Here is a 22,678-nt window from a genome sequence, read left to right as displayed (position 1 = left end):
AGAGAAACTATCCATGAATAATCAAGAAGCATTACAATTATTAAAAGAAGTTGTTCAAATCAAAAGTATTTTAGGAAAAGAAAAACTAGTTGCCGATAAACTACAAACGCTCTTTGAACAGTATGATATTCCTTGTGAACAAGTTGAATATAGTGAGGGACGTAATCAGTTAGTTGCTACATTAAAAGGCAATGAAGCAGGTCCTGTCTTAGGTTTTTCAGGCCATATGGATGTCGTTCCTGTAGGCGAAATCCCTTGGGAGGAAGATCCATTTGCAGCAATTGAAAAAGATGGTTTACTTTATGGACGCGGCACATGCGATATGAAATCAGGCTTGATCGCAGCTGTTGTTGCGATGATTCGTTTAAAAGAAGCAGGTGCTAATTTCAAAGGATCAGTCAAACTCTTAGCTACTGTGGGAGAAGAAACTAGTGCTATCGGTTCTGGTCAATTAGTCGACAAAGGCTATGCCGATGATCTAGACGCATTAGTGATCGGTGAACCAACAAATGTTGAAATTGGTGTAGCGCACAAAGGTGCTTTATGGCCTCGCATCACAACTTACGGGAAAACAGCGCATGGCTCAATGCCAGATCAAGGAGTAAATGCGATTGAGCATATGCTTTTAGTTTTAAATGCCTTTAAAGAAACGTTTGATTTCTCTCAATCTGTGGATGAATTAGTGGGTGCATCGACTTCTAGCCTAGATATTATCAATGGCGGCAATGGTACAAATGTTGTACCCGATAAATGTACAGTAGAAATCGACATTCGCACAATCAAAGCACAAGATCACACTGAACTGAAACAACAATTCAAAGACATGTTGGATAAATTAACAGCAACAGTACCAGATTTTAAAGCCGAAATTGAATTCATCAATGATTTACCCTCAATGAAAACTGAACTTGACGATCCATTCACTGTCTTAACACAAAAAGTCGTTTCAAAAGTGACAGATAGCCCAGCTAATACATTTGGTATGACAGGTTATACCGACGGCTCTCAATTTGGACGAGTAAAAAAAGAGTTCCCAATTTTGATCCTCGGTCCAGGTGAAACAAAATACGCACATCAACCGAATGAATTCGTTGATATTAATGATTTTTATCAAATGATTACAATCAATGAAACTCTTGCAAAAGAATTTTTGAAATAAACAATAAAAAAAGTCGAAATGAACTTCAGTCCGTTCATTTCGACTTTTTCTATCGTTTTCAACTCCACTCAAATTTCAAATAACTTTTTCGTCAATCTTTCCAATTCTCCTATTGCTGGAAACTGCGAAACCTTGATACTTAGGCACCCTTCAAGTGGTACTAACATTACGTGGTTATAAATAATCACGTTGATTCCTTCTTTTTTTACATACTCTTCTGTAATTTTTTCATTAAAAACCCAGACAACATCAAAATTACTTGGAATTCTCTTTTTTAAAAGAGCAATCAAATGTTGTACATAACAGGCTTCACCAGAAATACTTAAAAGAATTTTTTTATTATTTTCGATCGTCGTGTCGATTAAATATGAACTAAAAAGTAAACTCAGGTTGGTCGCTACATCCTCTGGATAAAGCAACTTCGCATCATGTGTTAATTGAACTTGTTTTAATTTAGTCAAACAAGCTTGATAAATCTCAGGAAATTCTGTTTTTGCATACTGATTTAATTCAAATGAGTTTCTTTGAAACAGCGGTGTTATTCTGGATAATAAGCTGATATTTTCCAAAAATGAATTCACACAATGATACATCTCTTCGCTTTTTAATGGATCTAAAGGAATCGTTCCTTCAAAATCAAAGATCGCATTATACTTATTCTCATAATTAGATTTTCGTGTCAGATTGATCGAATAAATTTCCCCTTCAGGAGGCAAATAGATCACACTTGCCAAGGTTGTTATATAAGCATAAATATGTTCTTCATAAGGTAGATTTTCTATTGAAAAATACTTTTTCATCAATTGGTCATAAATCTCAGAAAATACGTCAAAACGCTTTGTCATAGGATATTTTTGTGTAGGATCTTGTTTTTTTGGCATATATAATTGCTTGTTGACTCTTTGTAAGATCACATGATGCCATAACTTCGCCCGATTAGCATCCAATGTTAAAACTCTTTGGTACTTTTTTAAAAATGCTTCCTGAAACTCATAATAAAATTTTTGTACCATTGTATCTAAGTGAATATCTTCTTCTCTCCATCCACGCTGACTTGTATAATCAAAATAGAGATACCGAATATTCGCTTCCTCACCAACCAAAGCTAGAAAAGGAGACAATTGTAAGGTTAGGTTATATCGTTCCAATACTTCAGTCAGACTAGGTAAATAGCGTCTTAATGTACGTTCTGATAGCCAAATACGTTCACACCAAGTTTCGATAGAATATTCTTCACCATCCAAAAGAGCACTCAATAACGTAAAAAGCGGTTGTTGATCAATGATATCTGATAAGACTTCTTCAATCGTATAGGTGCTATCTCGATTAAAAATAATTGTTTCTTTTTTCACTTGCACAAAACCATCTATCACGGGGCTATATTCTTGTAGCAGCTCTAAATCACTCTTTAACGTCTTTTTAGTCACACCTAAACTATCTGCCACATCTTCCATTGTTAATAAATCAGACGTATCCGCCAAAAAATAAATCAACTGAATCAATCGGATCGCTTTTTTGTCTGTTACTAAATCTATATACAATTTCCGCATGCTTTTTCCCCCTTAGGTGTGTCGTTCAGTTTAGTTATCTTTATTGAAAATACCTAGTAATAGTATAGCATGCGCGCTTTTAAAAGACGCCTGATATGATTCTTTTCCTCTTATAAAAGTGGGGCAAACAAGCCGCATATTTTGCCTTTGATTTTTTGCCAAGTGCTTCTTTGTGCTAATTCAAGCGCGGTTATTTTTCTAGCATTGATTTTGTCCTTTTTAAAATCAGCTGTTAATTTTTGAATCGCTTGTCCACTATACAAAATGGCAGACACTTCGTGGTTGATATCAAAACTACGAATATCAAAATTAGTTGAACCGATCGTGGCAACTTTTTCATCAATAATCATTATTTTACAATGTAAAAAAGCTGTATTATCATACTTATAAACATGAATGCCCGCACTAACTAAAGCTTCTAAGTAAAAGTCATTTCCATAATAAGAAAGTTTTCTGTCACCTTTCCCTGGAATGATAATTTCCACTTTGATTCCATTGCGAGCTACTCTTCTTAGCAAAGCCAGCATCTCGTCATCAGGAACGAAATATGGGCTTGCGATAGAAATTTTTTCCGTAGCCGAGTCCATCAAATTAAAAAGAACATCACGAACTACTCGCTCTTGATCGTAGGGTCCGCCATAAATCACTTGTCCTTCGTCATTTCCTTCCTCAATAATCGGAAAGTAATCTTCTGTCATAAACTCACTGGCGCTTCCATGACTGTTTTTCATATACAACCAATCATATAAGAACGCTTCCTGAAGTTCTGTAACTAACGCCCCTGTTACTTGCAAGTGTGTATCCCGCCAATGAGAAAACTTTGATGTGATTCCTAAGTATTCATTTCCAACATTTAAGCCTCCAGTGAAACCAACTTTGCCGTCTATGACGATCACTTTCCTATGATTGCGCCAATTCGCCCTAGCAATGTGATAAAACGATCGAATCGGATTAAAAATTTCTACTTCTATCTGGGCAGCTTTTAAAGAATCCAAATACTCATCAGATAATTTAACTGAACCTAAGCCGTCCACTCCAAATCGAACCTGCACGCCTTCCGCTGCTTTCCTTATCAGGATATTTCTAAGTTTATCAGCAAGTTCATCCTCTTTGATTATAAAATAAAACAAATGTATATGATGTTCCGCTTTGTTTAATGCCGAAAAAATCGCTGTAAATGTCTCTTCTCCATCCGTTAGTACATCAAACCGATTGCCACCCAACACTGCTTTTCCAGACAACTGTTTGTTTTTTTCTTCTACATTACTTAAATGCTCAAGATCCTTCGTTTCTAAATTCTGAACATAGTAAATCAAGGCTTCTTGTTCTCGCTTTTGAATCGCATTGCTTTTTAGATTCTTCCGTCCAAAAAAAAGATACAGAAATAGCCCCACAATTGGTACAAAATACAAAGTCAGCACCCAAGCTATTTTTACGCTCGTCACATCTGTTCGTCTAAAAACAATGTAGATACTTAATAAAATCGACAGCAGCTCAAACAATGTGAAAATAATCAACATAAACTGCGGGAAAAATATGAAAATCGTACCTAATGTGAGTAACGTAACAAATAAAATGATACAAAACTGCCGTACTGTTTGATTCATGATTACCCTCCTCTAAAAAATAATTATTCTATCGATTTCATCTAAAGAACACTATAATTCTTTTACACAAAAAACTTATTTATTCATTATAATAACGAATTAAAATCCAATAATACAGGCATTTTTTTCACTTTAAGGGAAAATGTTGCCAGATACACATCAAGTATTGCACTAATCCCTTGCGGTTATTGGGTTCTAAGATAAAAAAATTATAATAATGGCAAAAAATGCCAATTCACTACTTTTTTTGCCATTCAATTTAACAACTTCCCGTGATAAATTTGTGATATAGAAAACAAGCAGGGAAAATAGACACTGCTCAAAAAATACCACATCCTATTTTCCTGTCAAAGCTAGCTGAACTCATTACGCTTTTATAAAAGGGAGGGTTAAACATGAAAATAGAGCAGTATTTCTCTTACGGATACCTTTTTGAAGCCATACTATTGAATAAGCATGGCGAAACGATTGCAAAACAATTTGTTTCTATGGAATCACATGAAGAAATTGCTATGGAAAAAATTATTTGTCACATTTCTTTGTTGCAAGATTTTAAGTTACATCAGATCAGATTGATTGATGAAATTTGGATGGTTAAGGAATAAAAATAGGCATAAATAAGAAAGGATGTTTTTAAATGAATAAAAAAAGATTAGTTGATACATTTACTGAGTTAGTCGAAGTAGCATCAATTTCTCGTCAAGAAGGGGCATTTGTTCAATTATTAAAAGATAAACTAACAACATTAGGTTTAATAGTCTATGAAGATAATTCTATGGAGACAACAAAACTTGGAGCAAACAATTTAATCGCAAAACACGCTGGAAATTTAGCTAAAGAGCCAATCTTTTTTTCTTGCCATGTGGATACCGTAGAGCCTGGTGAAAATATTGAAGTAGTCGAAAAAAACGGTATTCTTTACTCTAAAGGCGAAACGATTTTAGCCGCAGACAATAAAGCTGGCATCGCGATTCTTTTAGAAATGATGGAAACAATTCTAGAAAACAATATCGAAACAGGCCCAATCGAGTTGGTCTTTTCCCCTGGTGAAGAAATCGGTTTGATTGGAGCAGCAGCATTGGATATGTCATTGATCGATTCAACATTTGGCTACGTATTTGATAATTCTGGTCCAGCTGGACACGGAATTGTTGCCAGCCCTTTCTTATATATGTTCGACATCGAAGTGACAGGAAAAGCGGCACACGCAGGTTTAGAACCAGAGAAAGGAATTTCTGCCTTTACAATTGCTCAGACTGCGCTTGAAGCCATTCCATTCGGCCGACTTGATGAACACACTACTTCAAATATCGGAAAAATTGCTGGTGGCGCTGGTGTCAATGTCGTGATGGAGCATTTGACAATCCAAGGAGAAGTAAGGTCGATCTCAGATGAAACAGCACGTGCCTTTCTTGCTTCGTTAGAACATGCATTCCAACAAGCTTCAATCCAGTATGGCGGTAACTTCACTCTTTCTGTTGATCAAAAAGCAACTGGTTTTCATTTAGCTGACAATTCTGATCCTTTTAGAATTGCTAAAGCCGCAACAAGTAAAATTGGTCGTACCTTTATCCCTGAAATTAGCGGTGGCGGCAGTGATGCCAATATCTTTAATGCTCATGGTAAACCAACATTGAATCTATCCATTGGATACGAAGAAATCCATACAGTCAATGAATACATCCCAATTACTGAAATGTTGAAGTCAGTTGAACTAGCTTTAGCAATCCTCGATGAAATCCCGAACATCGATACTTCAAGCGGGTCGCCAAGATGACTGCGCTTAGGAAAGGCCAAAATATTTTTCTGATCATTCTTGCGGTCTTGCTGCTGAGCATCTCGATCAATATGTTTTTGGGTCCCCATCATATAGCAGCAGGAGGCGTAAGTGGATTAGGTATTCTGGCAGAAGCTGCTTTTTCGATTGATAGATCAATCATCGTGTTGGTTTTAAATTGTTTGATGCTCCTTTTAACAATCATCTTTTTAGGAAAAAAAGTGTTCTTTAATACACTGATCGGCAGCTTATTGTTCCCTTTATTTTTAGCCGTCGTTCCTGAAATAATGGTTACCTCAGATCGATTATTATCGGTTATTTTTGGCAGTGCCATTTTTGGGATCGGCGTAGCAATTCTATATAAGATTGGGGCTTCTAGTGGCGGAACTACCATTCCTCCACTAATCTTACAAAAATATTGGCACATTAATACCTCAACAGGTCTACTAGTTACGGATGCTTTTATTGTCTTACTGAATGTTTTCATCTTTGGTATTGAATCATTTCTGTTTGCAATATTATCGATCATCATCACGTCGATCGTCATGACCTATATCGAAACTGGAGTTAAGCGAAGAAAATCTATTTTGATTTTCAGCCAAGATAAAACAAATGAGATCAAAGAAGAACTATTGCAAACTGTTAATCGAGGTGTCACACTCTTCAATGTTACTGGTGGAAAAACCGAGCAAGAAAATCAAATGTTGATGATTGTCAGTTCAAATAGTGAATATCCAGCAGTCATGCAGATTATTGATCAGATTGATCCAAAATCATTTGTCATCGTTTCAAATGTCGCTGAAGTTCACGGTTTAGGTTTTACTTATCACCCTATTCAGTGAGTTAGTCAAAAAAGAAAACATCTATCAAGAAAAGGAGCGCGAAAATTATGAATTCTGTGTTAGCTTTTACAATTATTATGCTTGTTTGGACGGTCAGTGATTATATCTCAAAAAAAACAAAATCCCTACTCTCAACCTTGCTAATTGCCTCATTAATCTTTTTGATTGGATTTAAAACAAACTTGTTTCCAGAAGATTTACTTCCTAGTTCATCGTTATTAGCCTTAGGAACAACTGTTGTCGGGTTTATCTTAGTCCATCTAGGAACCACGATCAGTTTGAAAGAATTTAAACAACAATGGCGAACCTTTTTGATTGGCGTCGCCGCAACACTGGGAATCGTGGCTGCTTTACTTCTTGTTGGTCCTTTATTTGAAAGCCAAAGCTATGCGATTGCAGCAATTGGCGCGATCTCTGGCGGTACAATTTCGATCATCATGGTTCAAGATGCAGCAATAGCTGCGGGCTTATTATCAGTGGCTGTTTTACCAGTTTTGATTTCTGCATTTCAAGGATTGATTGGTTTCCCTTTAACTTCATTGATTCTAAGAAAAGAAGCCAACCGTTTACATCAGGAATATCAAGCAAACCCAGATGCTTTTGCTAATACTGATAAAATCGAGGAAAAAGAAGAAAAGAAAACACGTCTACCTGAGCTTTTCCACACAACAGCTGGTACACTCTTCGTCGTTGGAGTTACTGTTTTACTCGCTACATTTGTTAATAACTTGACGAATGGCATGATCAATACCTTTATCCTTTGTTTGTTATTTGGGATTGCACTAAGAGAGTTAAATCTTTTCAAACCAAATATTTTGAATGGCATTGATGCATATGGTTTAATGATGTTGGCTATCTTAATCATCATTTTTGGTCCTTTAGCTACGATTTCCATTCATGACCTGATCGAATTGATTTTACCATTAACACTTTCATTTTTAGTTGGTGTTACTGGAAATGTTATATTCGCCGCGATTGCTGGAAAGTTTTTAGGGTATAGCTTGTCTATGTCCATTGCGATCGGTTTAACTTCATTATATGGATTCCCAGGTACGATGATTCTCAGCCAAGAAGCTGCAAAAAGCGTGAATGGAACTCCTGAAGAAATCGCCTTGATCGAGGGACAGATTCTACCTAAGATGGTGATTGCAGGATTTTCTACCGTAACGATTACGTCTGTTTTTATAACTGGGATTTTAGTGAATTTGATTGGTTAGATTAAAAAAAGAAAAAGTATGTCCTAGAAAAAATTGGACATACTTTTTCTTTTACTTCTCTATCATCTATCAGTCTATAATCCCTTTTAATTCAACGATCCCTTTATCGATTTCTTTCCATTCACTCATTACTTTTTTATAACGATATCGAATGATCACTGCCGCAATCACTCCGATCGCAGTCAAAAAGATATTCAATCCAAAAATCAATGACACATTGATTTTTGCCAATTGACCCGTGATATAGGGAACGACCATTACAGAGACAGATGTTGCAATTGAGTAGTAACTCGTGATTCTTCCTTTTCCTTTTGAAAACAACTCCAACAATACGGCAAGTCCTAATTGCCAGATACCTCCGGCCGCAAAAACACCGATACCGATCGAGCCAATTAAAAACATTGGCACACTTGGAAATACCGTCATACCAATTAACAAGAATAGTGAGATCAACGTACACCAAACAAGTAATAACGTCGGCGCAACCCCTCGTTTTACGATCAATGACGTTAAAAATACGGATGCAAAGGATCCAATGCTATAAGCACTGACCAAAACCAAGCTATTTGAATGATTCATAAGATTTAGTGACTCTGCAAAAGATGGCACCCACAAAATAAAAATATTGAACGTAGATACACAAGTAAAGCTAAAAACTAATAATGCCAATCCTTCAACCTTGAATAGTGGTCGTTTCTCTTTTGTATTCGCCTCGTCTTTTTCAATCGGTGATACATGTTCCTGTATCTGCGTTCTTTCTGGAAATCTAAGTTTAGAAATATACAGTAAATTAAGAAATAGCCCTAAAGCACAGCCGATAAAAACAAGTCCGTAGTAAATGTCATGGTTCAACATAAAGCGTGTCAGCAAAGGTAAAATAAATTGTCCTAAAGAAATAAAGGCTTTATTCAACACGCTAAGAGAGCTATTATCTTTTTCATTCGGATAAGCTTCCATCAAGGTTGGATAAGTGCTTGTATCCAAAAAAGCATTACTAAATCCAGCAAATAGGGCGAAAAATAGACCTTGTATATAATTTTGACTGATCAAAATCCCTAAGAAAAAAATTAAATAACTAATGATCCCCAACTGTACCGTTTTTTTACGTCCAAACTTATCTGAAAAATAACCAGCAAAGTACAAAATCAACACTCGTCCCAAACCAATACCGCTAATAACTAAGGTCACTTGTTGGACAGTTGCTTGCCAGTCATCCATCAAGGCATTAAGATTTTGAGATAAAATAATTGCCGCCATACCTTGAAAAATAAAATTCGTATATAAAGAGCCGATCAAAGAGGTATAATTTTTTTTTGTCGTTTCCATTGCCATTCTCCTAGCTGTTTAAGTTTAACTTTGCTCACTATTTCACTATATATAGTTTAAGAAGAATCGTCTATAATATCTAATGCTTTATTTTTATGTAATTGATAAATGAAATTTATGAATTACTTTTCTATAAACAATTTCCCTAGATTTTTAAAGTAATTATCCTATTATTGCTTACAGAGCGCTACAAGTCAATATTTTATTTTTTTATTCGGCATAATCAAAATAAGCTATAAACGAACTTTTCTAGGTTCGCTTATAGCTTATTTTTAGTATAGATAACTTAAATCACTAGAAACTGTTGGATACAACATAATCATTTCATTCACTTGTTCTGAAAGTAATTTTTGATTGATCATCAAGGTAAACAGATTAATCAGTTGATCTGCCTCATTACCTAGGACTGTTGCTCCAACTAATAGACCTGTCGCTTTTTCGATAATGATCTTCGCTTTGACCAAGGATTCATTGACATGTTTATACGTAAACCATTGAGATAAATCGAGATCTTGAACTTCATATCTTTCATTTTCAAGAGTATCCTGATTTGTTAAACCAACTTGTGCTAATTTAGGTGAGCTAAAAATAATTGTAGGTAAAGCAGGATATTTAATCCCTGTCTGTAAGTTTTCATTAAACAGTTTAGCAAGATATCTTCCTTCAAAACTAGAAACAGGTGTTAATTTGGGTTTATCTTTTTGTATACAATCTCCTATTGCGTAAATATTTTCTACAGATGTTTGTAGATATTCGTTTACTTGAATACCTTTATGAGTAAACTCAACACCTATTTTTTCCAAATTTAGACCTTCAACATTAGGAATCCGACCCGTTGCGCAGAATACTCGATCTACCAGCAGGGTTCCTTGACTGGTTAAAGAAACTTCAAACTGCTCCTCTATTTTGGTGACTGATTCAGCAGACTCATTTAAATGAAATTGAATTCCTCTGACTTTCAGATTTTCAATCAACGCTTTGGTCAAGTCCTTATCAAATCCTTTCAAAGGTCTTTCATTGTGGTGCAATAAATGAACCTCACTGCCGCAGCTGTTGGCAATATTAGCCAGTTCAAGAGAAATGTACCCACCACCGACAAATGCGATTTTTTCAGGTAATTCTTTCATGTTTAGAAAATCTGTACTTGTACCAAAGTTTTCTTTTCCAGGAATATCTAAAATAGCTGGTCTTTGTCCTGTCGCTAAAATAAATTTATCGGACCGATACTCTTGATTCTCCACTATAATTGTATGCTTGTCTTTAAAACTAGCTTTTCCAGTGATTGTTTGAACCCCAGCATTCCTTAATCCTGCTTTTTGTTCAACTGGTACAGGTTTGGTAAAGGTTTCTTTGAATGTCATTAAGTCGTTCCAGTTTATTTCAGGTACTGCATCAAATCCTATATTTTTCAATTGCAGAAGATTATCCCTTGCTTCAACAGCGCCATAAAGAACTTTTTTAGGATCACACCCTCGATTAGGGCAGGTCCCACCCCAAAGATCTTCTTCCACTACAGCAACTTTCGCACCTTTGGCTGATATGTCATATGCTGCTGCCATACCACCAGGTCCACTACCAATAATGATTACATCAAATTTCTCCATTGTAACGTCCTCCTTTATTTTCCAACGTAGTGAAGCTTTATTACAAATGGCTCTCATCACACAATACAGTTTTATTATAGCAAGGGTTTAGAAATAGTGCATAGGATTGACGCTTCACCATATGGAAAAAAACTTGAAGTTTGTTTATCTTCAAGTTTTCCCGTTATTCTTTGTCAACATTAACTCGCTTGACTATTTGATGATCCTACATTTCACTATCATTGATCGACATTTTAACTTCGTCCCCTTGACGAAGTATCCATCCACCAATCATCTGTTTCTCCACCCACAACTACTTTATACATTATTTCCATTTTCTTGAATAACTTTTTGATACCAATAAAAACTATCTTTTTTATACCGATTTAAGCTGCCATTTTGAGTTTCATCTTGGTCCACATAAACAAAACCATAACGTTTTTGATAGCCATTCAACCAACTTAATAAATCCGTATACGACCAAGTACAGTACCCTAAAACATCAACACCATCAGTAATCGCTTCTTTGATTGCATGAATATGGCTACTTAAATAGGCAATTCGATAGTCATCATGAATTTCTTTTTCATCTGTCAATTTATCATATTCACCTAGCCCATTTTCAGTGATCAATACAGGAATCCGATAACGGCTAGTAATTCTTCTAAGTGCAATACGCAGCCCTTCTGGATCGATCTCCCAATCCCAGTTTGTTCGTTCAACAAATGGATTTTCCACACGCTTAAAGACACCAGGAAGTCCAGTTTCTTCTGAAGATCCTTTTTCCCCTGTAGTATTCATCTTCCCTAACCCAACTCCATCAATTGGATTAAAAACGACTGTATTCGTTTGATAATAATTGATTCCTAAAAAGTCTGGTTTTCCAGCAGCTAAAAGCTCTTCATCGCCTGTTTCTATCAACGGAGCTAGCCCTTGTTCTTTTAGAATTTTTAGTGCGGCAATCGGGTATTGGCCAAACAAATAAACATCCATCCAAAAATGAGCATTTAAATCTTCAGCGTCTTCTGCTGCTAAGATATTTTTAGGATCACTATTTAAAGAGTAGTTTGGACTGTAGGCAAAACTTGGACCAATTTTTCCCGGCATACCCATTTCATGAAACTTCTTTATAACTGATGCATTCGCTAGATTAGCATAGTGATTTGCTTGATACATTCGCTTAGGATCGCTTACTGCTGGTGGGTGTGAAGCCATTAGATAGCCATGACTGATAAACACATTTTGTTCATTCAAACTAACCCAATAGTTGACCTTACCTCGAAATGCTTCAAATAATGTAACAGCATAATTTGTAAAATCAGCTACAATTTTTCTAGATTCCCAGCCTTGGTACTCGTCTTGAAGCGCTTTCGGTAAATCCCAATGATATAGCGTCAATACAGGTTCAATTTGATTTTTGATTAACTCATCCACTAAATCAATATAAAATTGTAATCCCGCTTGATTGACTTCACCGCGACCATTAGGAAAAATTCGCGTCCAAGCAACTGAGAAACGATATGCCTTTAAACCTTGCTCTTTCATTAAGGCGATATCTTCTTTATAGCGATGGTAATGGTCAACAGCTTTATCACCATTGGTTCCTTTAAATGTCTTACCAGGTATACGGACAAATTCATCCCAAACAGAAACACCTTTACCTTCTTCATTCCAAGCACCTTCTACTTGATAAGCCGCTGATGCCGAACCCCATAGAAAATCTGTTGAAAACGGATCTAATTGTGTATGCTCCATCTTTATCCTCCTATTTTGTTTTAACCTTTTAGTCATCTTATATATGAAATAATAAATCGACTCATTATAGTAATCATAGCAATTCATAAGAACATACGTCAAATATCAGTTCATCAGAAAGATGGGTACTCAACAAAAAAATCTACATTTTCTGAAAATACAGCTCGCACGCACTTGCATGAGCTTGATTCAACAAACATTAGACACAACTATTGAATTACTTTTCCCACTTTAATTAGCCTTTGAAAAATATTTTTTTGACTATTTACTGAAAATAAAATAATTTCAAATTAAAATCACTTATATTCTAAAAAAACAAATAATTAAAAACTAAACAGCACAAAAAACAAGAAAAAAACAAACAAATCCAAAGCAATCACATGATTATAGAAAAATATTTAGTTATTTCAAAAAAATGTTTTTTTACAATTGATTACTTGTTACTACAAAATCTATACAATCCACGCTTTTATTATTTTCCCCTTTGAGAGTAGTAGAGCATTGTGATATACTAGTAATGCTTTATTTTTCAGTATTTATCTCATATTTTTTTTGAAAGGAGTGAAACTATTTTGGAGGAAGAATACTCACGACGTAAACAGCAACGCCCGCCTTCATCATCCAAAGGCACTATCTTCATTGTTATTTTATTGTTATTTATAAATACACTCGCATTGGGTATTTTGCTATTTCTAAATGTTCAATCAGGTTCAAAACAAGAAGAACAATTAAGTAGTATAGAAAAGCTAGTCAACCAGCTAGACAAAAATCAAGTGACAAACAACCAAACAGCTGCCACAGGTAATACCGAACACAACGTTCCAGTTAGAGAAACTTCTACACAAACAAGCAAAGTAAATGAATCAAGTTCAACTGTTGAAAGCACCAGCCACCAAACTCAAACAACGCCCTCTTCATCAGACGTTGTTGAACAACAAACTGAACGTTCAACGGAACCATCAGTAGCACCTACAGCAACGACTTACACTGTTCAGCCTGGTGATACTCTGTCGGTGATTGCTGAAAGAAATAAGCTATCTCTTCAAGATTTGATGTTAAAAAATAATTTAACTGATTCAACTGTTTATATCGGGCAAGTGTTATCATTACAGTAGAGAACTATTTTCCCACTACATAATTTTATCTAAATGATGACACCTGTTATAAAAAATACAGAGCAAAACGAATAATGTTTTGCTCTGTATTTTTTATGATATTTCCCAAGTTGGCATGGAGACTTATAAAACAAGATACTCAGGAACTTTAATTCGGTCAGGGAATGAGTCAAAACATTAAAAAGGGAGTAGAACATAACTTTACAAGTCATATCCCACTCCCGAGGAATCCAAATAAAAGGTGCGACTCCTTGAAAAAAAAGCTTCTGTTCCGTTCTCTTTTTCTAAATTATCTCAATACATGACCAAATAATTGATTGCATTCCTACATTTGATCATGTCTATAAATTTTTAGCCTTTTACTTATGGCAATGATCTATTCTAAAATTTAAGTTCTTTGGAATCATAACTTCGTCTTTAGAATGAATAAAAGAGATAATCAACTCCACGATTTCTTCTGCCCCTTCATTGATTACAGGGCACTCCTGATAAACTGGAAAACCACCGCCACCACTGGCCCGATAATCGCTTAAAGCAATCGTAAATTCATCAGTATCTTTAATTCTTTGCTTTTTATAAGATAATTCAGTGACACGTTCTCCCGGCTGTTGACAAAGATCGATCGTATAATCAATACCGACAAAAAAGTCAAAATGATAATGTTCAATTTTAGGATACAAGTAACTCGGTGAAATAATCACTTTATTTTGCTCATCTAAACTAAAATAATCCGCATTTTTATCCACCACTTGTTTCAATTGAGCCCCAGTGATTTTGAGCGTAATCAACTGATTCGTATACGGATATGTTGCAATGACATCCCGCATCGTTACATTTCTATGAAATCCAGGTGAGGTATTAGCTAGCGAGACCACTGTGATTTGTGCGTTACTGGCTTGTAACTGAACTGCTCCAATCAATTCTACAACTGGGCTGCCATATAAAGCCATATCTAACTTTTCACTAGCTTTTGCATCACTATTCAATTTGCCGATTGCTTGATCCAGCCAATTTTGTACCTTTGTTTCCAAGGGATCAAGTTTAACTATCAAGTTAGCATCTGGTGCTCCAATAGGCTTACCGATTTTAGATGTTATTATGCTGTTATTTTGTCCTTTTTCAATCTCTATTTCAAAATAATTTTGCCCATTTGACGACGGTTGTACAATATATGTTCCGTGTAGTAATTGTCCTTCGATCAACAAATGCTGATGTCCTGTCAGCAATAAATCAAAATCAAGCTCTTCACAAATTTTATAGCCAATATTTTCACTTGTCTTTGATAGAATGCTCCCTGATTTTACGTCTCTTTCAAACCCACCATGATAAATACAAATAGTCAGATCAACCTGCGGCTTCATTTCCTCCAGAGCTTGTTTAGCTGCTATAAATGGATCAGAGATTGTAATATCTTTAATGTTTTCTTCTTTTTCCCAAACATTGATGTAGTCTGTCACTACACCAACAATGCCGACTTTCAAACCATTTTCTAAAGTCTTGATCGTCCAAGGAAATTTTTGCTTCTTACTTTTTGCATCTAGTAAATTTTCGCACACACACGTAGCATCTAATGCTTCTACATACTTATACAAATAGCTTGTTCCATAATTGACATCGTGATTTCCCACTGTTACAAAATCATAACCTGCGCGATTTAGTACTTCTGCTTGCGGAAAGCCCTCTTCTGGATGCGTTTGACAGTATGTTGCCAAAGCAGAACCTTGAAGCATATCTCCACCATCTATAATCAATGTATTCTCCTCTTTTTTAAAATTGGAAATGCATTTTAAAAGCCCTAAATCTCTTTCCTTAGTATCAGCATAATTAGTTGGGAATAAATAACCGTGGATATCAGATGTGTAATAGATTTTCATATGTTTTTCCATTTAGTCTCACCTCAGATCTAATAAATCATTGTTATTCACACTAGCAATATATTCATCAAACACATTATATATATAGTTTGTTTCTAGACGATAGCTTGGGAAAAGTGCTACATTAGATGTTATACGATAATCTGATTGATCCGGCACAAGTTGACCATTTTCTACCCTTAGCCCTTTAACGGTTTGGCTTAATGCTAGTTCGAGTAATTCACTTTTGGACACATGATAGGTCGAAAGTGTATAAGGTGGAATAAAACTAGTTAAAAACGCTCCAATCGTTTTCCCTTTGAGATCCACAGCATAAAAAGTACCTGGGATTTTCTTAGCCAAATACTGATCAAAAAAACTTATATCGAGGTCTTTTTTTAACCATTTTTCATACTCCTCTTTATCATATAAAGGATAACTAGCAGAAGGGTATTGTTTGGTCTCAAGCAATTGGGCTTTTTTAGCAGTTACTTGGTTAGCGTGAAGCGAAAAAATCAATGCACCAATATAATTCCCTCGATAGCCAGGCTGTACAAATGCAGTATTATTTAATACTCCTGCATTGATGCGATGCTGGTGTCCACAAATCACACCATCTATTCCTGAAATTTCACTAATGATTCTATAGGTCTGATCTTCCCCTGTATCATATTGTGTTGGTTCGCCTGTGATCATATCCCGTTCAATTCCGCCATGATAACTGATTATCAATACATCGACCTGCTCGCGGACAAGCGGCACCCATTTGTTTAAGCTCTCAATCACATTGATAAATTTAAGATCCTTGATTTGTTCGTAAGCAGTAATTTGCGGCATCGCACTAGTCGTCACTCCAATTATACCAACCTTGCATCCTTTACGCTCAATGATCGTATAAGGCTCAAAGATTAATTCATCTGACAAATCCAGAACATTAGCACAAAGATATTTCCCATTGAATGCAGCAGCTTGACGTTTTAAAAATTCGATACCATAATCAAAATCATGATTTCCCGGAATCATTACATCAAATCCAATTTTGTTCGCAAGCTCTATCAACGGTGAAATTGCTGTAGTCGTATTAAAAAAAGTAGTCTCAGGACTACCTACTAAAAAATCACCATTATCAATCAAAATTGGTTCATGATAGTTTTCAGCAATTGCAGGAAGAGAACAGATACCGTTCTCTTCCTTTGCTGTTGCTGTAAAAAAACCATGAACATCCGTCGTACTTAATATCGTTAATTCATTCATTTTTTCATCCTCACGAATTACTGTAATTTTTTACGTAAATAACCAGTTACAGCATCAATCAAGAATACTGTAATGATAATGCCAAACAAAATGATTCCAACTCTACCCCAATTTCTAGCTTGAATCGCAAATATCATCGGAGCGCCAATTCCACCAGCTCCAACTAAACCAAGTGTAGCTGCACTACGGACTGCGATTTCAAAATGATTCAATGCTAACGATAAAAATGTTGGAATCAATTGCGGCAGGCGTGCATAAAACAGGGTCTGCCAAAAGTTTGCCCCAACAGCCGTCATTGATTCTACTGGCGCTTCATCCATTGATTCGATTTCTTCTGTATATAACTTACCTAGCATACCAATCTGATGAACACCAATTGCTAATACTCCAGCAAATGGTCCAGGACCTACCATTTTCACAAAAATGATCGCATAAACAAGTTCTGGAAATGCTCTTAATACATTACAAATGAACTTACCTATTTTGGAAACGATCGTATTTGATTTCCACAAATTATGGGCACTAATAAAAGTTAATGGTAATGCTAAAACTGTCGCAATCACAGTACCTAAAAAGGCAATACCGATCGTTAATAACAATAAACTTAATAAATCTTCCCCGCTGCCATCATAAACATAACCCCAATCAGGTTGAAACAAGCCAGAAAAAACCGATTTGACCATATCAAACGACATATTACCAGCTTCTGAATAATCGATGCCTGCTGCTGAATACAGAATAATTGCTAAAACAACGATAATTGGTAAATAGCTTTTTACTTTTCGACTCATGCTCATTATACCAACCTCTTTCTGATAATTTCACTGATCCAATCAATCGTGATCACTACCACTAATATAGATAGAATAATGATCGACACACGATCATAGCGCATCAAACTCAATGAAGAGTTCAAGATCACACCAATACCGCCGGCTCCAACATATCCTAAAATCGTCGATGCACGAATATTTACTTCAAAAGCATACAAAGAATAACTAGCAATTTGGTGAGAAATCTGCGGTGCAATCGACCAAAAAGCAATCTGTGTCTTTGTTGCCCCAACGGATTCAGCGGCTTCGATCGGTCCATGATCGATCGTTTCGATGGCTTCATAAACTAATTGTGAAACCATCCCAAATGTAAATACTGCAATCGTCAATACACCCGTGAATTCCCCGATCCCAAACATGGCAACAAACAAAGCTGCTAATAATAAATTGGGAATCGTCCGAACAATACTCATTAGAAAACGGATAATCGTTGTTACAAAAAAGTTTCTTGTCACAACAGTTGTTGCTAGAAATGCAAAGGGCACAGCAAAAATCACCCCAAGTGTTGTACCGACTACAGACATTTTGATTGTTTTCAGCATCGGTTCAATGATTTTAGGAATATAACTCCAGTCAGGACTGAGAAAACGTTGTAAAAAAATCCCCATCTGATCCAAGTTATTAAAGACATCCGCCATTTGTGCTCCTGTGACTTGAGCACTTGAAACGACGCAAAGAAGAACTAACGCCACAATAAATAAATGCTTATATAAATCACGATGAATCGTATCTCTCAATTTCATTGTGCAACACCTTCAGTTTGTTTCAAAATATCCGCACCATAAATGCTTGTTAAGACTTCGTCTGTCGCCTCTTCTGCTGTTCCATCAAAAACCACTTCTCCATCACGTAAGCCAATGATTCGACTAGAAAATTCACGGGCCAAATCAACCGAGTGAAGATTGATTACCACAGTGTGGTTCAATTCTTGATTGATTTTTTTTAAATCTTTCATGATTTTTTGTGTCGTGATCGGGTCTAGTGAAGCTACAGGTTCATCCGCCAAAATAATGGATGCTTGCTGAACCAACGTTCGGGCAATTGATACACGTTGTTGCTGTCCACCACTTAATTCATCGCTTCGTGAATGCAGTTTATCCGCTAAGCCAACACGTCCTAATGCATCGTTTACTAAAGCATAATCGTCTTTTGAAAAAATGCCAAAGATACTTTTAAATGTAGAGTAATAACCTAACCTACCTGAAATAACATTTTTTTGAACAGAGCTTTTTTTCACTAAATTAAAGTGTTGAAAAATCATACCGACATTTCTACGAATCTTACGTAAGTCTCTCTTATTCGCTTTTGTGATCGAAGCACCATCAATGATAATATTCCCTTCACTGATTTCATTCAAACGATTGATTGAGCGCAGTAAAGTACTTTTTCCAGCACCACTTAGTCCGATCACTGAAACAAACTCCCCATCATTGATCGTTAAATTAATATTTTTAAGTCCTTTGACCCCATTATTATAGGTTTTTGTTACATTTTCAAACTGAATCATGATTTCTCCTTTTTATAATATAAAATAGAAAAGCTGAACGAAACCCGCTCAGCTTTCAATCTTTCCATAAATACAACAAAGCTTTATTCTGCTGCTTTTTCTGTATATTCTTCAACTGTATCGTAGTTTTTATCATCTGCTTCTACATAGCCTTTGTGTCCCCACATTGCCATCGCTTGTGCACCTTCAGTGTCATTAGGCATTGCCAAGAAAACGTCTTTGACTTTGGCTTGTAACTCTTTATCCATTTTTGGTTGAACAGCGATTGCATCATTTGGAATATCGCCTTTTGTTAGATATAAGACTTTTAAGTCTTTGAATAAATCGTCTTTTTCAAATTTTGAAGCAAACACGTTACGAGCACCTTCAAAGACAAAACAAGCATCTTGTTGTCCATTTAAAACAGCAGTGATTTCACTTGGGATATCATTTACCGTTGTCAATGTCACATCTTTTGTTGGGTCGATCCCAGCTTCCTTCATTTCAACGACAGGATAAATGTAACCGCTAGCTGAATTGGGACTTAAGCTAGCAATTTTTTTGCCTTTTAAATCTTTTAAAGAATCGATCCCGCTATCTGCACGAACTAACACTTCACCTTTAAATGTGCTTGATAGTTTATCTGGTTCTGGTTTACCTGTTTCACGATTAAAAGCTCCTAATTCAGAAGATAAAATCGCTGTTGCTGCTTTTTGATTTCGCGCTTGAACATATGCTGATGGCGGCATGATCCCGATATCTACCTTGCCCGATGCCATAGCTTCAACAATCGTCGAATAATCCGTTGCCAAAGTAACATTGACATCACGACCTAATTTTTCTGTTAAATATTTTGCGAAAGGTTTCGCTTTGGCTTCCATTGAGCCATCATTATTGGTTGGAACAAATTGTAACTCCAATGGTTTCGTATCATCTGCAGCTTTTTTGTTATTTGCTCCTCCGCATCCTGTAAGTAATCCTACACTTAAACCAATAACAGACAGCAACCCTAACAATTTCGTTCTCTTTTTCACTCTTTCCATCCCTTCGCATTTCGGTATTACTCAAGTAGATAATATTTCCCTACTTCAGTTATAACCATTGTATTTTAGTGGTGTAAATTTATCATAATAATGAAGTAAATATTGTGTAAATTTTCTGAAATATACAGCACTACTATTGTAGAACAATGAAATACACACTTGATAACTTTCAGTAAATCCCACTGAATTTCTCATTAAAAATGACTGTACCAAACTAAAATCAGTATAGCATATATTCAATCTTTTTCTAGACTGTTTTTCATATTTAGCTTATTTTATTCTCATATATTTTTTATTTTTAAAGTAAAAAAAACCTTTATTCTACAGGGTTCTATGCTTTCATTACTAATTGTTATCATTCGATTACACGAGATTGTTGTTATGCTATACATTTTAAAATTAATCTGAATCTAAAAAAAGAGCTTAGTCTTCTGACCAAACTCTTTTCACAAAATAAGAACTCTTCTTTTAGTTTGTCGGATACATCTCATCTGCCAATTTTTCGATTCCATCCAATGATTGGTATCCATAGCCAAACATGTAATTGTAATCCACCGCATAAACCTTTTTATTTTTTACCGCCGTCATGCTGGAAAGTTTTTGATTTTTCAATACAGCATCAATCATTTTTTCACCAGATATTCCATCCTTCATAGTACTCCAATCGGCTACGATCAAAACATCTGGATCGGTTTCGATCAGTTTTTCTACACTAACTTCCCCTTTCTCATTTTTGAAAACATTCTCTAATTTTACCATTTTGAAAATATCATTGAAAAAAGTTTCGTTATTCGCTGGATAAACATATAATTCTTCTGGATCAGTTGTGTGAAGATAGGCAAACGTTTGATCCTCTTTGATTTTAGTTAACTTTTTATCCACTGTTTCTTGGCGCTCTTTTAACTCTGATTTAAACGCATCCGCTTTTTCTATCACATTGAAAACTTTACCCAAACTGTCGATGTCCTCATAAACTGAATCAAATGTTCCGCCTGTGACAGAAGAGTTCAAGACGAACGTTTTTATCCCCATATCGTTTAGCGAATCTACAGTTCCGACACCCCAATCCTGGTTGTCAAACAAACCACCACGTCCATATACCAAATCAGGATCAACACTTAACGCCATTTCTTTGCCAATATAATCTGTTGATAAATGGTTCAATTCATTAAATTCTTTTTCAACAGTTTTATCTGGTTCACCGAAAACAGCGCCTACACCAACGATTTTATCTTTTAACCCTAAATGCAGTAATAATTCTGCGGCTGGTTGTGTATTGGCCAGAACTTTTTTTGGTACTTTATCGAAAGTTTGCTCTTTCTTTTGCCAGCTTTCCGCCCCTTCTGCTTTCGTAAAATTTTGGACCGTTACAGGATATCCTTCACTCTGGTTCTTTTTATCCGTCTTCTGCTCTTTTTGTCCACAACCAGCTAACATTGTTAAACCTAGTAAAGTAATAATAAGTGTTTTTTTCATTTTTTCCCTTCCTCTACTTAAAATTGAAATCTAGTGACTAATCTAATGAATAGGCAAAACCTAAACGATGCGTCACTGGATTTTGATAAATCGTACATTTAACCCCATAAATTTCTTCGATCAACTCAGCTGTAAACAACGCTTTCGGAGTGCCTTCAGCAATGATTTGCCCCGCTTTCATTGCATAAATGTAGTCACAGTAATGGGCCGCTAATTCTAAATCATGTAATGCTGCTAATACACCAATTCCCAGATTTTTCACACAATTCAGTATTTCCAATTGATAACGAATATCCAAGTGATTGGTTGGCTCATCTAAAATCATATAACTAGGCTGTTGTGCAATTGTCCGAGCTAAAATGACCCGCTGTTTCTCTCCGCCTGATAACGATAAGAAACTTCGGTCCGAATAGTTAGTCAGATTAGTCTTAGCTAAAGCATTCATCACAATGTCGATATCTTCTTGAGTGTCTGATTCTAATAATTTTTTATGCGGTGTTCGACCCAATAACACCATTTGAAAAACGCTTAGATCAAAATTTAGTTCATTAAATTGATTAACAACTCCTAGTTTTTGAGCGACTTTCTTTTCAGAAACTGACAAAAGATCTAAATCATCTAAAAATACACTGCCCGCTTGCGGTTTGATCCCTTTATAAATTCCTTTTAACATCGTCGATTTACCACAACCATTTGCTCCGATGACCCCCACAAATTGTTTCTTTTGTGTTTGAAAAGAAATGCTTTTAACGATCGACTCTTGCCCGATCATAATGCCTAAGTCTTTTACCTTTAGCTCCAT

General features: G+C 35.7%; 19 protein-coding genes. 6 read left to right on the top strand and 13 right to left on the bottom strand.

Annotated elements, in window-relative coordinates; translation table 11 throughout:
- Positions 1–13 precede the first annotated feature (13 nt).
- Positions 14–1,159 (top strand): ArgE/DapE family deacylase, encoded by a 1,146-nt coding sequence (locus A5821_RS14750; RefSeq protein WP_086315479.1) that lies wholly within the window; start codon positions 14–16, stop codon positions 1,157–1,159.
- Positions 1,160–1,227: 68 nt separating this feature from the next.
- Here A5821_RS14750 and A5821_RS14745 read toward each other — a convergent pair whose 3' ends face one another.
- Together A5821_RS14745 and cls are read right to left on the bottom strand one after the other, a co-directional pair.
- Positions 1,228–2,709 (bottom strand): helix-turn-helix domain-containing protein, encoded by a 1,482-nt coding sequence (locus A5821_RS14745; RefSeq protein WP_086315478.1) that lies wholly within the window; start codon positions 2,707–2,709, stop codon positions 1,228–1,230.
- A 110-nt stretch (positions 2,710–2,819) separates the two neighbouring features.
- Entirely contained in the window at positions 2,820–4,316 is a 1,497-nt protein-coding gene (cls, locus tag A5821_RS14740) for a cardiolipin synthase (RefSeq protein WP_086315477.1), read from the bottom strand.
- 395 nt (positions 4,317–4,711) lie between these two features.
- Here cls and A5821_RS14735 point away from each other — a divergent pair, with 395 nt between their 5' ends.
- The 4 genes from A5821_RS14735 to A5821_RS14720 are packed head-to-tail and all read left to right on the top strand — an operon-like array spanning position 4,712 to position 8,152.
- Positions 4,712–4,921: a hypothetical protein gene (locus tag A5821_RS14735; RefSeq protein ID WP_086315476.1), complete on the top strand. Its 210-nt coding sequence runs from the start codon at positions 4,712–4,714 to the stop codon at positions 4,919–4,921.
- Positions 4,922–4,953: 32 nt separating this feature from the next.
- On the top strand, positions 4,954–6,093 hold the full coding sequence (locus A5821_RS14730) for a M20/M25/M40 family metallo-hydrolase (protein ID WP_086315475.1): 1,140 nt from the start codon (positions 4,954–4,956) through the stop codon (positions 6,091–6,093).
- Positions 6,090–6,935: a YitT family protein gene (locus A5821_RS14725; RefSeq protein WP_086315474.1), complete on the top strand. Its 846-nt coding sequence runs from the start codon at positions 6,090–6,092 to the stop codon at positions 6,933–6,935. Before A5821_RS14730 ends, A5821_RS14725 begins: the two co-directional genes overlap by 4 nt.
- 47 nt (positions 6,936–6,982) lie before the next feature.
- Entirely contained in the window at positions 6,983–8,152 is a 1,170-nt protein-coding gene (locus A5821_RS14720; RefSeq protein WP_086315473.1) for a hypothetical protein, read from the top strand.
- 69 nt (positions 8,153–8,221) lie between these two features.
- Here the strand turns inward: A5821_RS14720 and A5821_RS14715 are convergent, their stop codons facing one another.
- The 3 genes from A5821_RS14715 to A5821_RS14705 all read right to left on the bottom strand — a co-directional run bounded on the left by A5821_RS14715 (position 8,222) and on the right by A5821_RS14705 (position 12,816).
- Positions 8,222–9,478: an MFS transporter gene (locus tag A5821_RS14715; protein ID WP_086315472.1), complete on the bottom strand. Its 1,257-nt coding sequence runs from the start codon at positions 9,476–9,478 to the stop codon at positions 8,222–8,224.
- 272 nt (positions 9,479–9,750) lie between these two features.
- Positions 9,751–11,082, bottom strand: a complete 1,332-nt coding sequence (locus A5821_RS14710; RefSeq protein ID WP_086315471.1) for a dihydrolipoyl dehydrogenase family protein — start codon at positions 11,080–11,082, stop codon at positions 9,751–9,753.
- Positions 11,083–11,379: 297 nt separating this feature from the next.
- Positions 11,380–12,816, bottom strand: a complete 1,437-nt coding sequence (locus tag A5821_RS14705; RefSeq protein WP_086315470.1) for a glycoside hydrolase family 1 protein — start codon at positions 12,814–12,816, stop codon at positions 11,380–11,382.
- 572 nt (positions 12,817–13,388) lie between these two features.
- Here A5821_RS14705 and A5821_RS14700 point away from each other — a divergent pair.
- Positions 13,389–13,931: a LysM peptidoglycan-binding domain-containing protein gene (locus A5821_RS14700; protein ID WP_086315469.1), complete on the top strand. Its 543-nt coding sequence runs from the start codon at positions 13,389–13,391 to the stop codon at positions 13,929–13,931.
- 359 nt (positions 13,932–14,290) lie between these two features.
- Here A5821_RS14700 and A5821_RS14695 read toward each other — a convergent pair whose 3' ends face one another.
- From A5821_RS14695 to A5821_RS14660, 8 genes are all read right to left on the bottom strand, one after another.
- Positions 14,291–15,817 (bottom strand): bifunctional metallophosphatase/5'-nucleotidase, encoded by a 1,527-nt coding sequence (locus A5821_RS14695; RefSeq protein ID WP_086315468.1) that lies wholly within the window; start codon positions 15,815–15,817, stop codon positions 14,291–14,293.
- A 6-nt stretch (positions 15,818–15,823) separates the two neighbouring features.
- The gene (locus A5821_RS14690; RefSeq protein WP_086315467.1) at positions 15,824–17,038 is read right to left on the bottom strand and encodes a metallophosphoesterase; all 1,215 of its coding nucleotides are present in this window, start codon (positions 17,036–17,038) and stop codon (positions 15,824–15,826) included.
- Positions 17,039–17,055: 17 nt separating this feature from the next.
- Entirely contained in the window at positions 17,056–17,829 is a 774-nt protein-coding gene (gene phnE / locus A5821_RS14685) for a phosphonate ABC transporter, permease protein PhnE (RefSeq protein ID WP_422392091.1), read from the bottom strand.
- Between the two features lie 5 nt (positions 17,830–17,834).
- The gene (gene phnE, locus A5821_RS14680) at positions 17,835–18,614 is read right to left on the bottom strand and encodes a phosphonate ABC transporter, permease protein PhnE (RefSeq protein ID WP_086315465.1); all 780 of its coding nucleotides are present in this window, start codon (positions 18,612–18,614) and stop codon (positions 17,835–17,837) included.
- Positions 18,611–19,378, bottom strand: a complete 768-nt coding sequence (phnC, locus tag A5821_RS14675; RefSeq protein WP_086315464.1) for a phosphonate ABC transporter ATP-binding protein — start codon at positions 19,376–19,378, stop codon at positions 18,611–18,613. The genes phnE (A5821_RS14680) and phnC overlap by 4 nt, the downstream gene beginning before the upstream one ends.
- Positions 19,379–19,461: 83 nt before the next feature.
- Entirely contained in the window at positions 19,462–20,400 is a 939-nt protein-coding gene (locus tag A5821_RS14670; RefSeq protein WP_086315463.1) for a phosphate/phosphite/phosphonate ABC transporter substrate-binding protein, read from the bottom strand.
- A 468-nt stretch (positions 20,401–20,868) separates the two neighbouring features.
- Complete coding sequence (locus A5821_RS14665) at positions 20,869–21,876, bottom strand: ABC transporter substrate-binding protein (RefSeq protein ID WP_086315462.1); 1,008 nt, start codon at positions 21,874–21,876, stop codon at positions 20,869–20,871.
- A 37-nt stretch (positions 21,877–21,913) separates the two neighbouring features.
- The gene (locus A5821_RS14660) at positions 21,914–22,678 is read right to left on the bottom strand and encodes an ABC transporter ATP-binding protein (protein ID WP_086315461.1); all 765 of its coding nucleotides are present in this window, start codon (positions 22,676–22,678) and stop codon (positions 21,914–21,916) included.

It is taken from the genome of Enterococcus sp. 7F3_DIV0205, assembly GCF_002141365.2.
GTDB lineage: Bacteria > Bacillota > Bacilli > Lactobacillales > Enterococcaceae > Enterococcus_L > Enterococcus_L palustris.
The sequence above is the reverse complement of the archived record's forward strand: the minus strand, read 5'-3'. Positions and strand labels throughout refer to the sequence as shown.

Bases quoted from the DNA above. Each gene is read 5' to 3' on its own strand.
- A5821_RS14750 (WP_086315479.1), top strand. From the start codon at position 14: ATGAATAATCAAGAAGCATTACAATTATTAAAAGAAGTTGTTCAAATC.
- A5821_RS14745 (WP_086315478.1), bottom strand. From the start codon at position 2,709: ATGCGGAAATTGTATATAGATTTAGTAACAGACAAAAAAGCGATCCGA.
- cls (WP_086315477.1), bottom strand. From the start codon at position 4,316: ATGAATCAAACAGTACGGCAGTTTTGTATCATTTTATTTGTTACGTTA.
- A5821_RS14735 (WP_086315476.1), top strand. From the start codon at position 4,712: ATGAAAATAGAGCAGTATTTCTCTTACGGATACCTTTTTGAAGCCATA.
- A5821_RS14730 (WP_086315475.1), top strand. From the start codon at position 4,954: ATGAATAAAAAAAGATTAGTTGATACATTTACTGAGTTAGTCGAAGTA.
- A5821_RS14725 (WP_086315474.1), top strand. From the start codon at position 6,090: ATGACTGCGCTTAGGAAAGGCCAAAATATTTTTCTGATCATTCTTGCG.
- A5821_RS14720 (WP_086315473.1), top strand. From the start codon at position 6,983: ATGAATTCTGTGTTAGCTTTTACAATTATTATGCTTGTTTGGACGGTC.
- A5821_RS14715 (WP_086315472.1), bottom strand. From the start codon at position 9,478: ATGGAAACGACAAAAAAAAATTATACCTCTTTGATCGGCTCTTTATAT.
- A5821_RS14710 (WP_086315471.1), bottom strand. From the start codon at position 11,082: ATGGAGAAATTTGATGTAATCATTATTGGTAGTGGACCTGGTGGTATG.
- A5821_RS14705 (WP_086315470.1), bottom strand. From the start codon at position 12,816: ATGGAGCATACACAATTAGATCCGTTTTCAACAGATTTTCTATGGGGT.
- A5821_RS14695 (WP_086315468.1), bottom strand. From the start codon at position 15,817: ATGGAAAAACATATGAAAATCTATTACACATCTGATATCCACGGTTAT.
- A5821_RS14690 (WP_086315467.1), bottom strand. From the start codon at position 17,038: ATGAATGAATTAACGATATTAAGTACGACGGATGTTCATGGTTTTTTT.
- phnE (WP_422392091.1), bottom strand. From the start codon at position 17,829: ATGAGTCGAAAAGTAAAAAGCTATTTACCAATTATCGTTGTTTTAGCA.
- phnE (WP_086315465.1), bottom strand. From the start codon at position 18,614: ATGAAATTGAGAGATACGATTCATCGTGATTTATATAAGCATTTATTT.
- phnC (WP_086315464.1), bottom strand. From the start codon at position 19,378: ATGATTCAGTTTGAAAATGTAACAAAAACCTATAATAATGGGGTCAAA.
- A5821_RS14670 (WP_086315463.1), bottom strand. From the start codon at position 20,400: ATGGAAAGAGTGAAAAAGAGAACGAAATTGTTAGGGTTGCTGTCTGTT.
- A5821_RS14665 (WP_086315462.1), bottom strand. From the start codon at position 21,876: ATGAAAAAAACACTTATTATTACTTTACTAGGTTTAACAATGTTAGCT.
- A5821_RS14660 (WP_086315461.1), bottom strand. From the start codon at position 22,678: ATGGAGCTAAAGGTAAAAGACTTAGGCATTATGATCGGGCAAGAGTCG.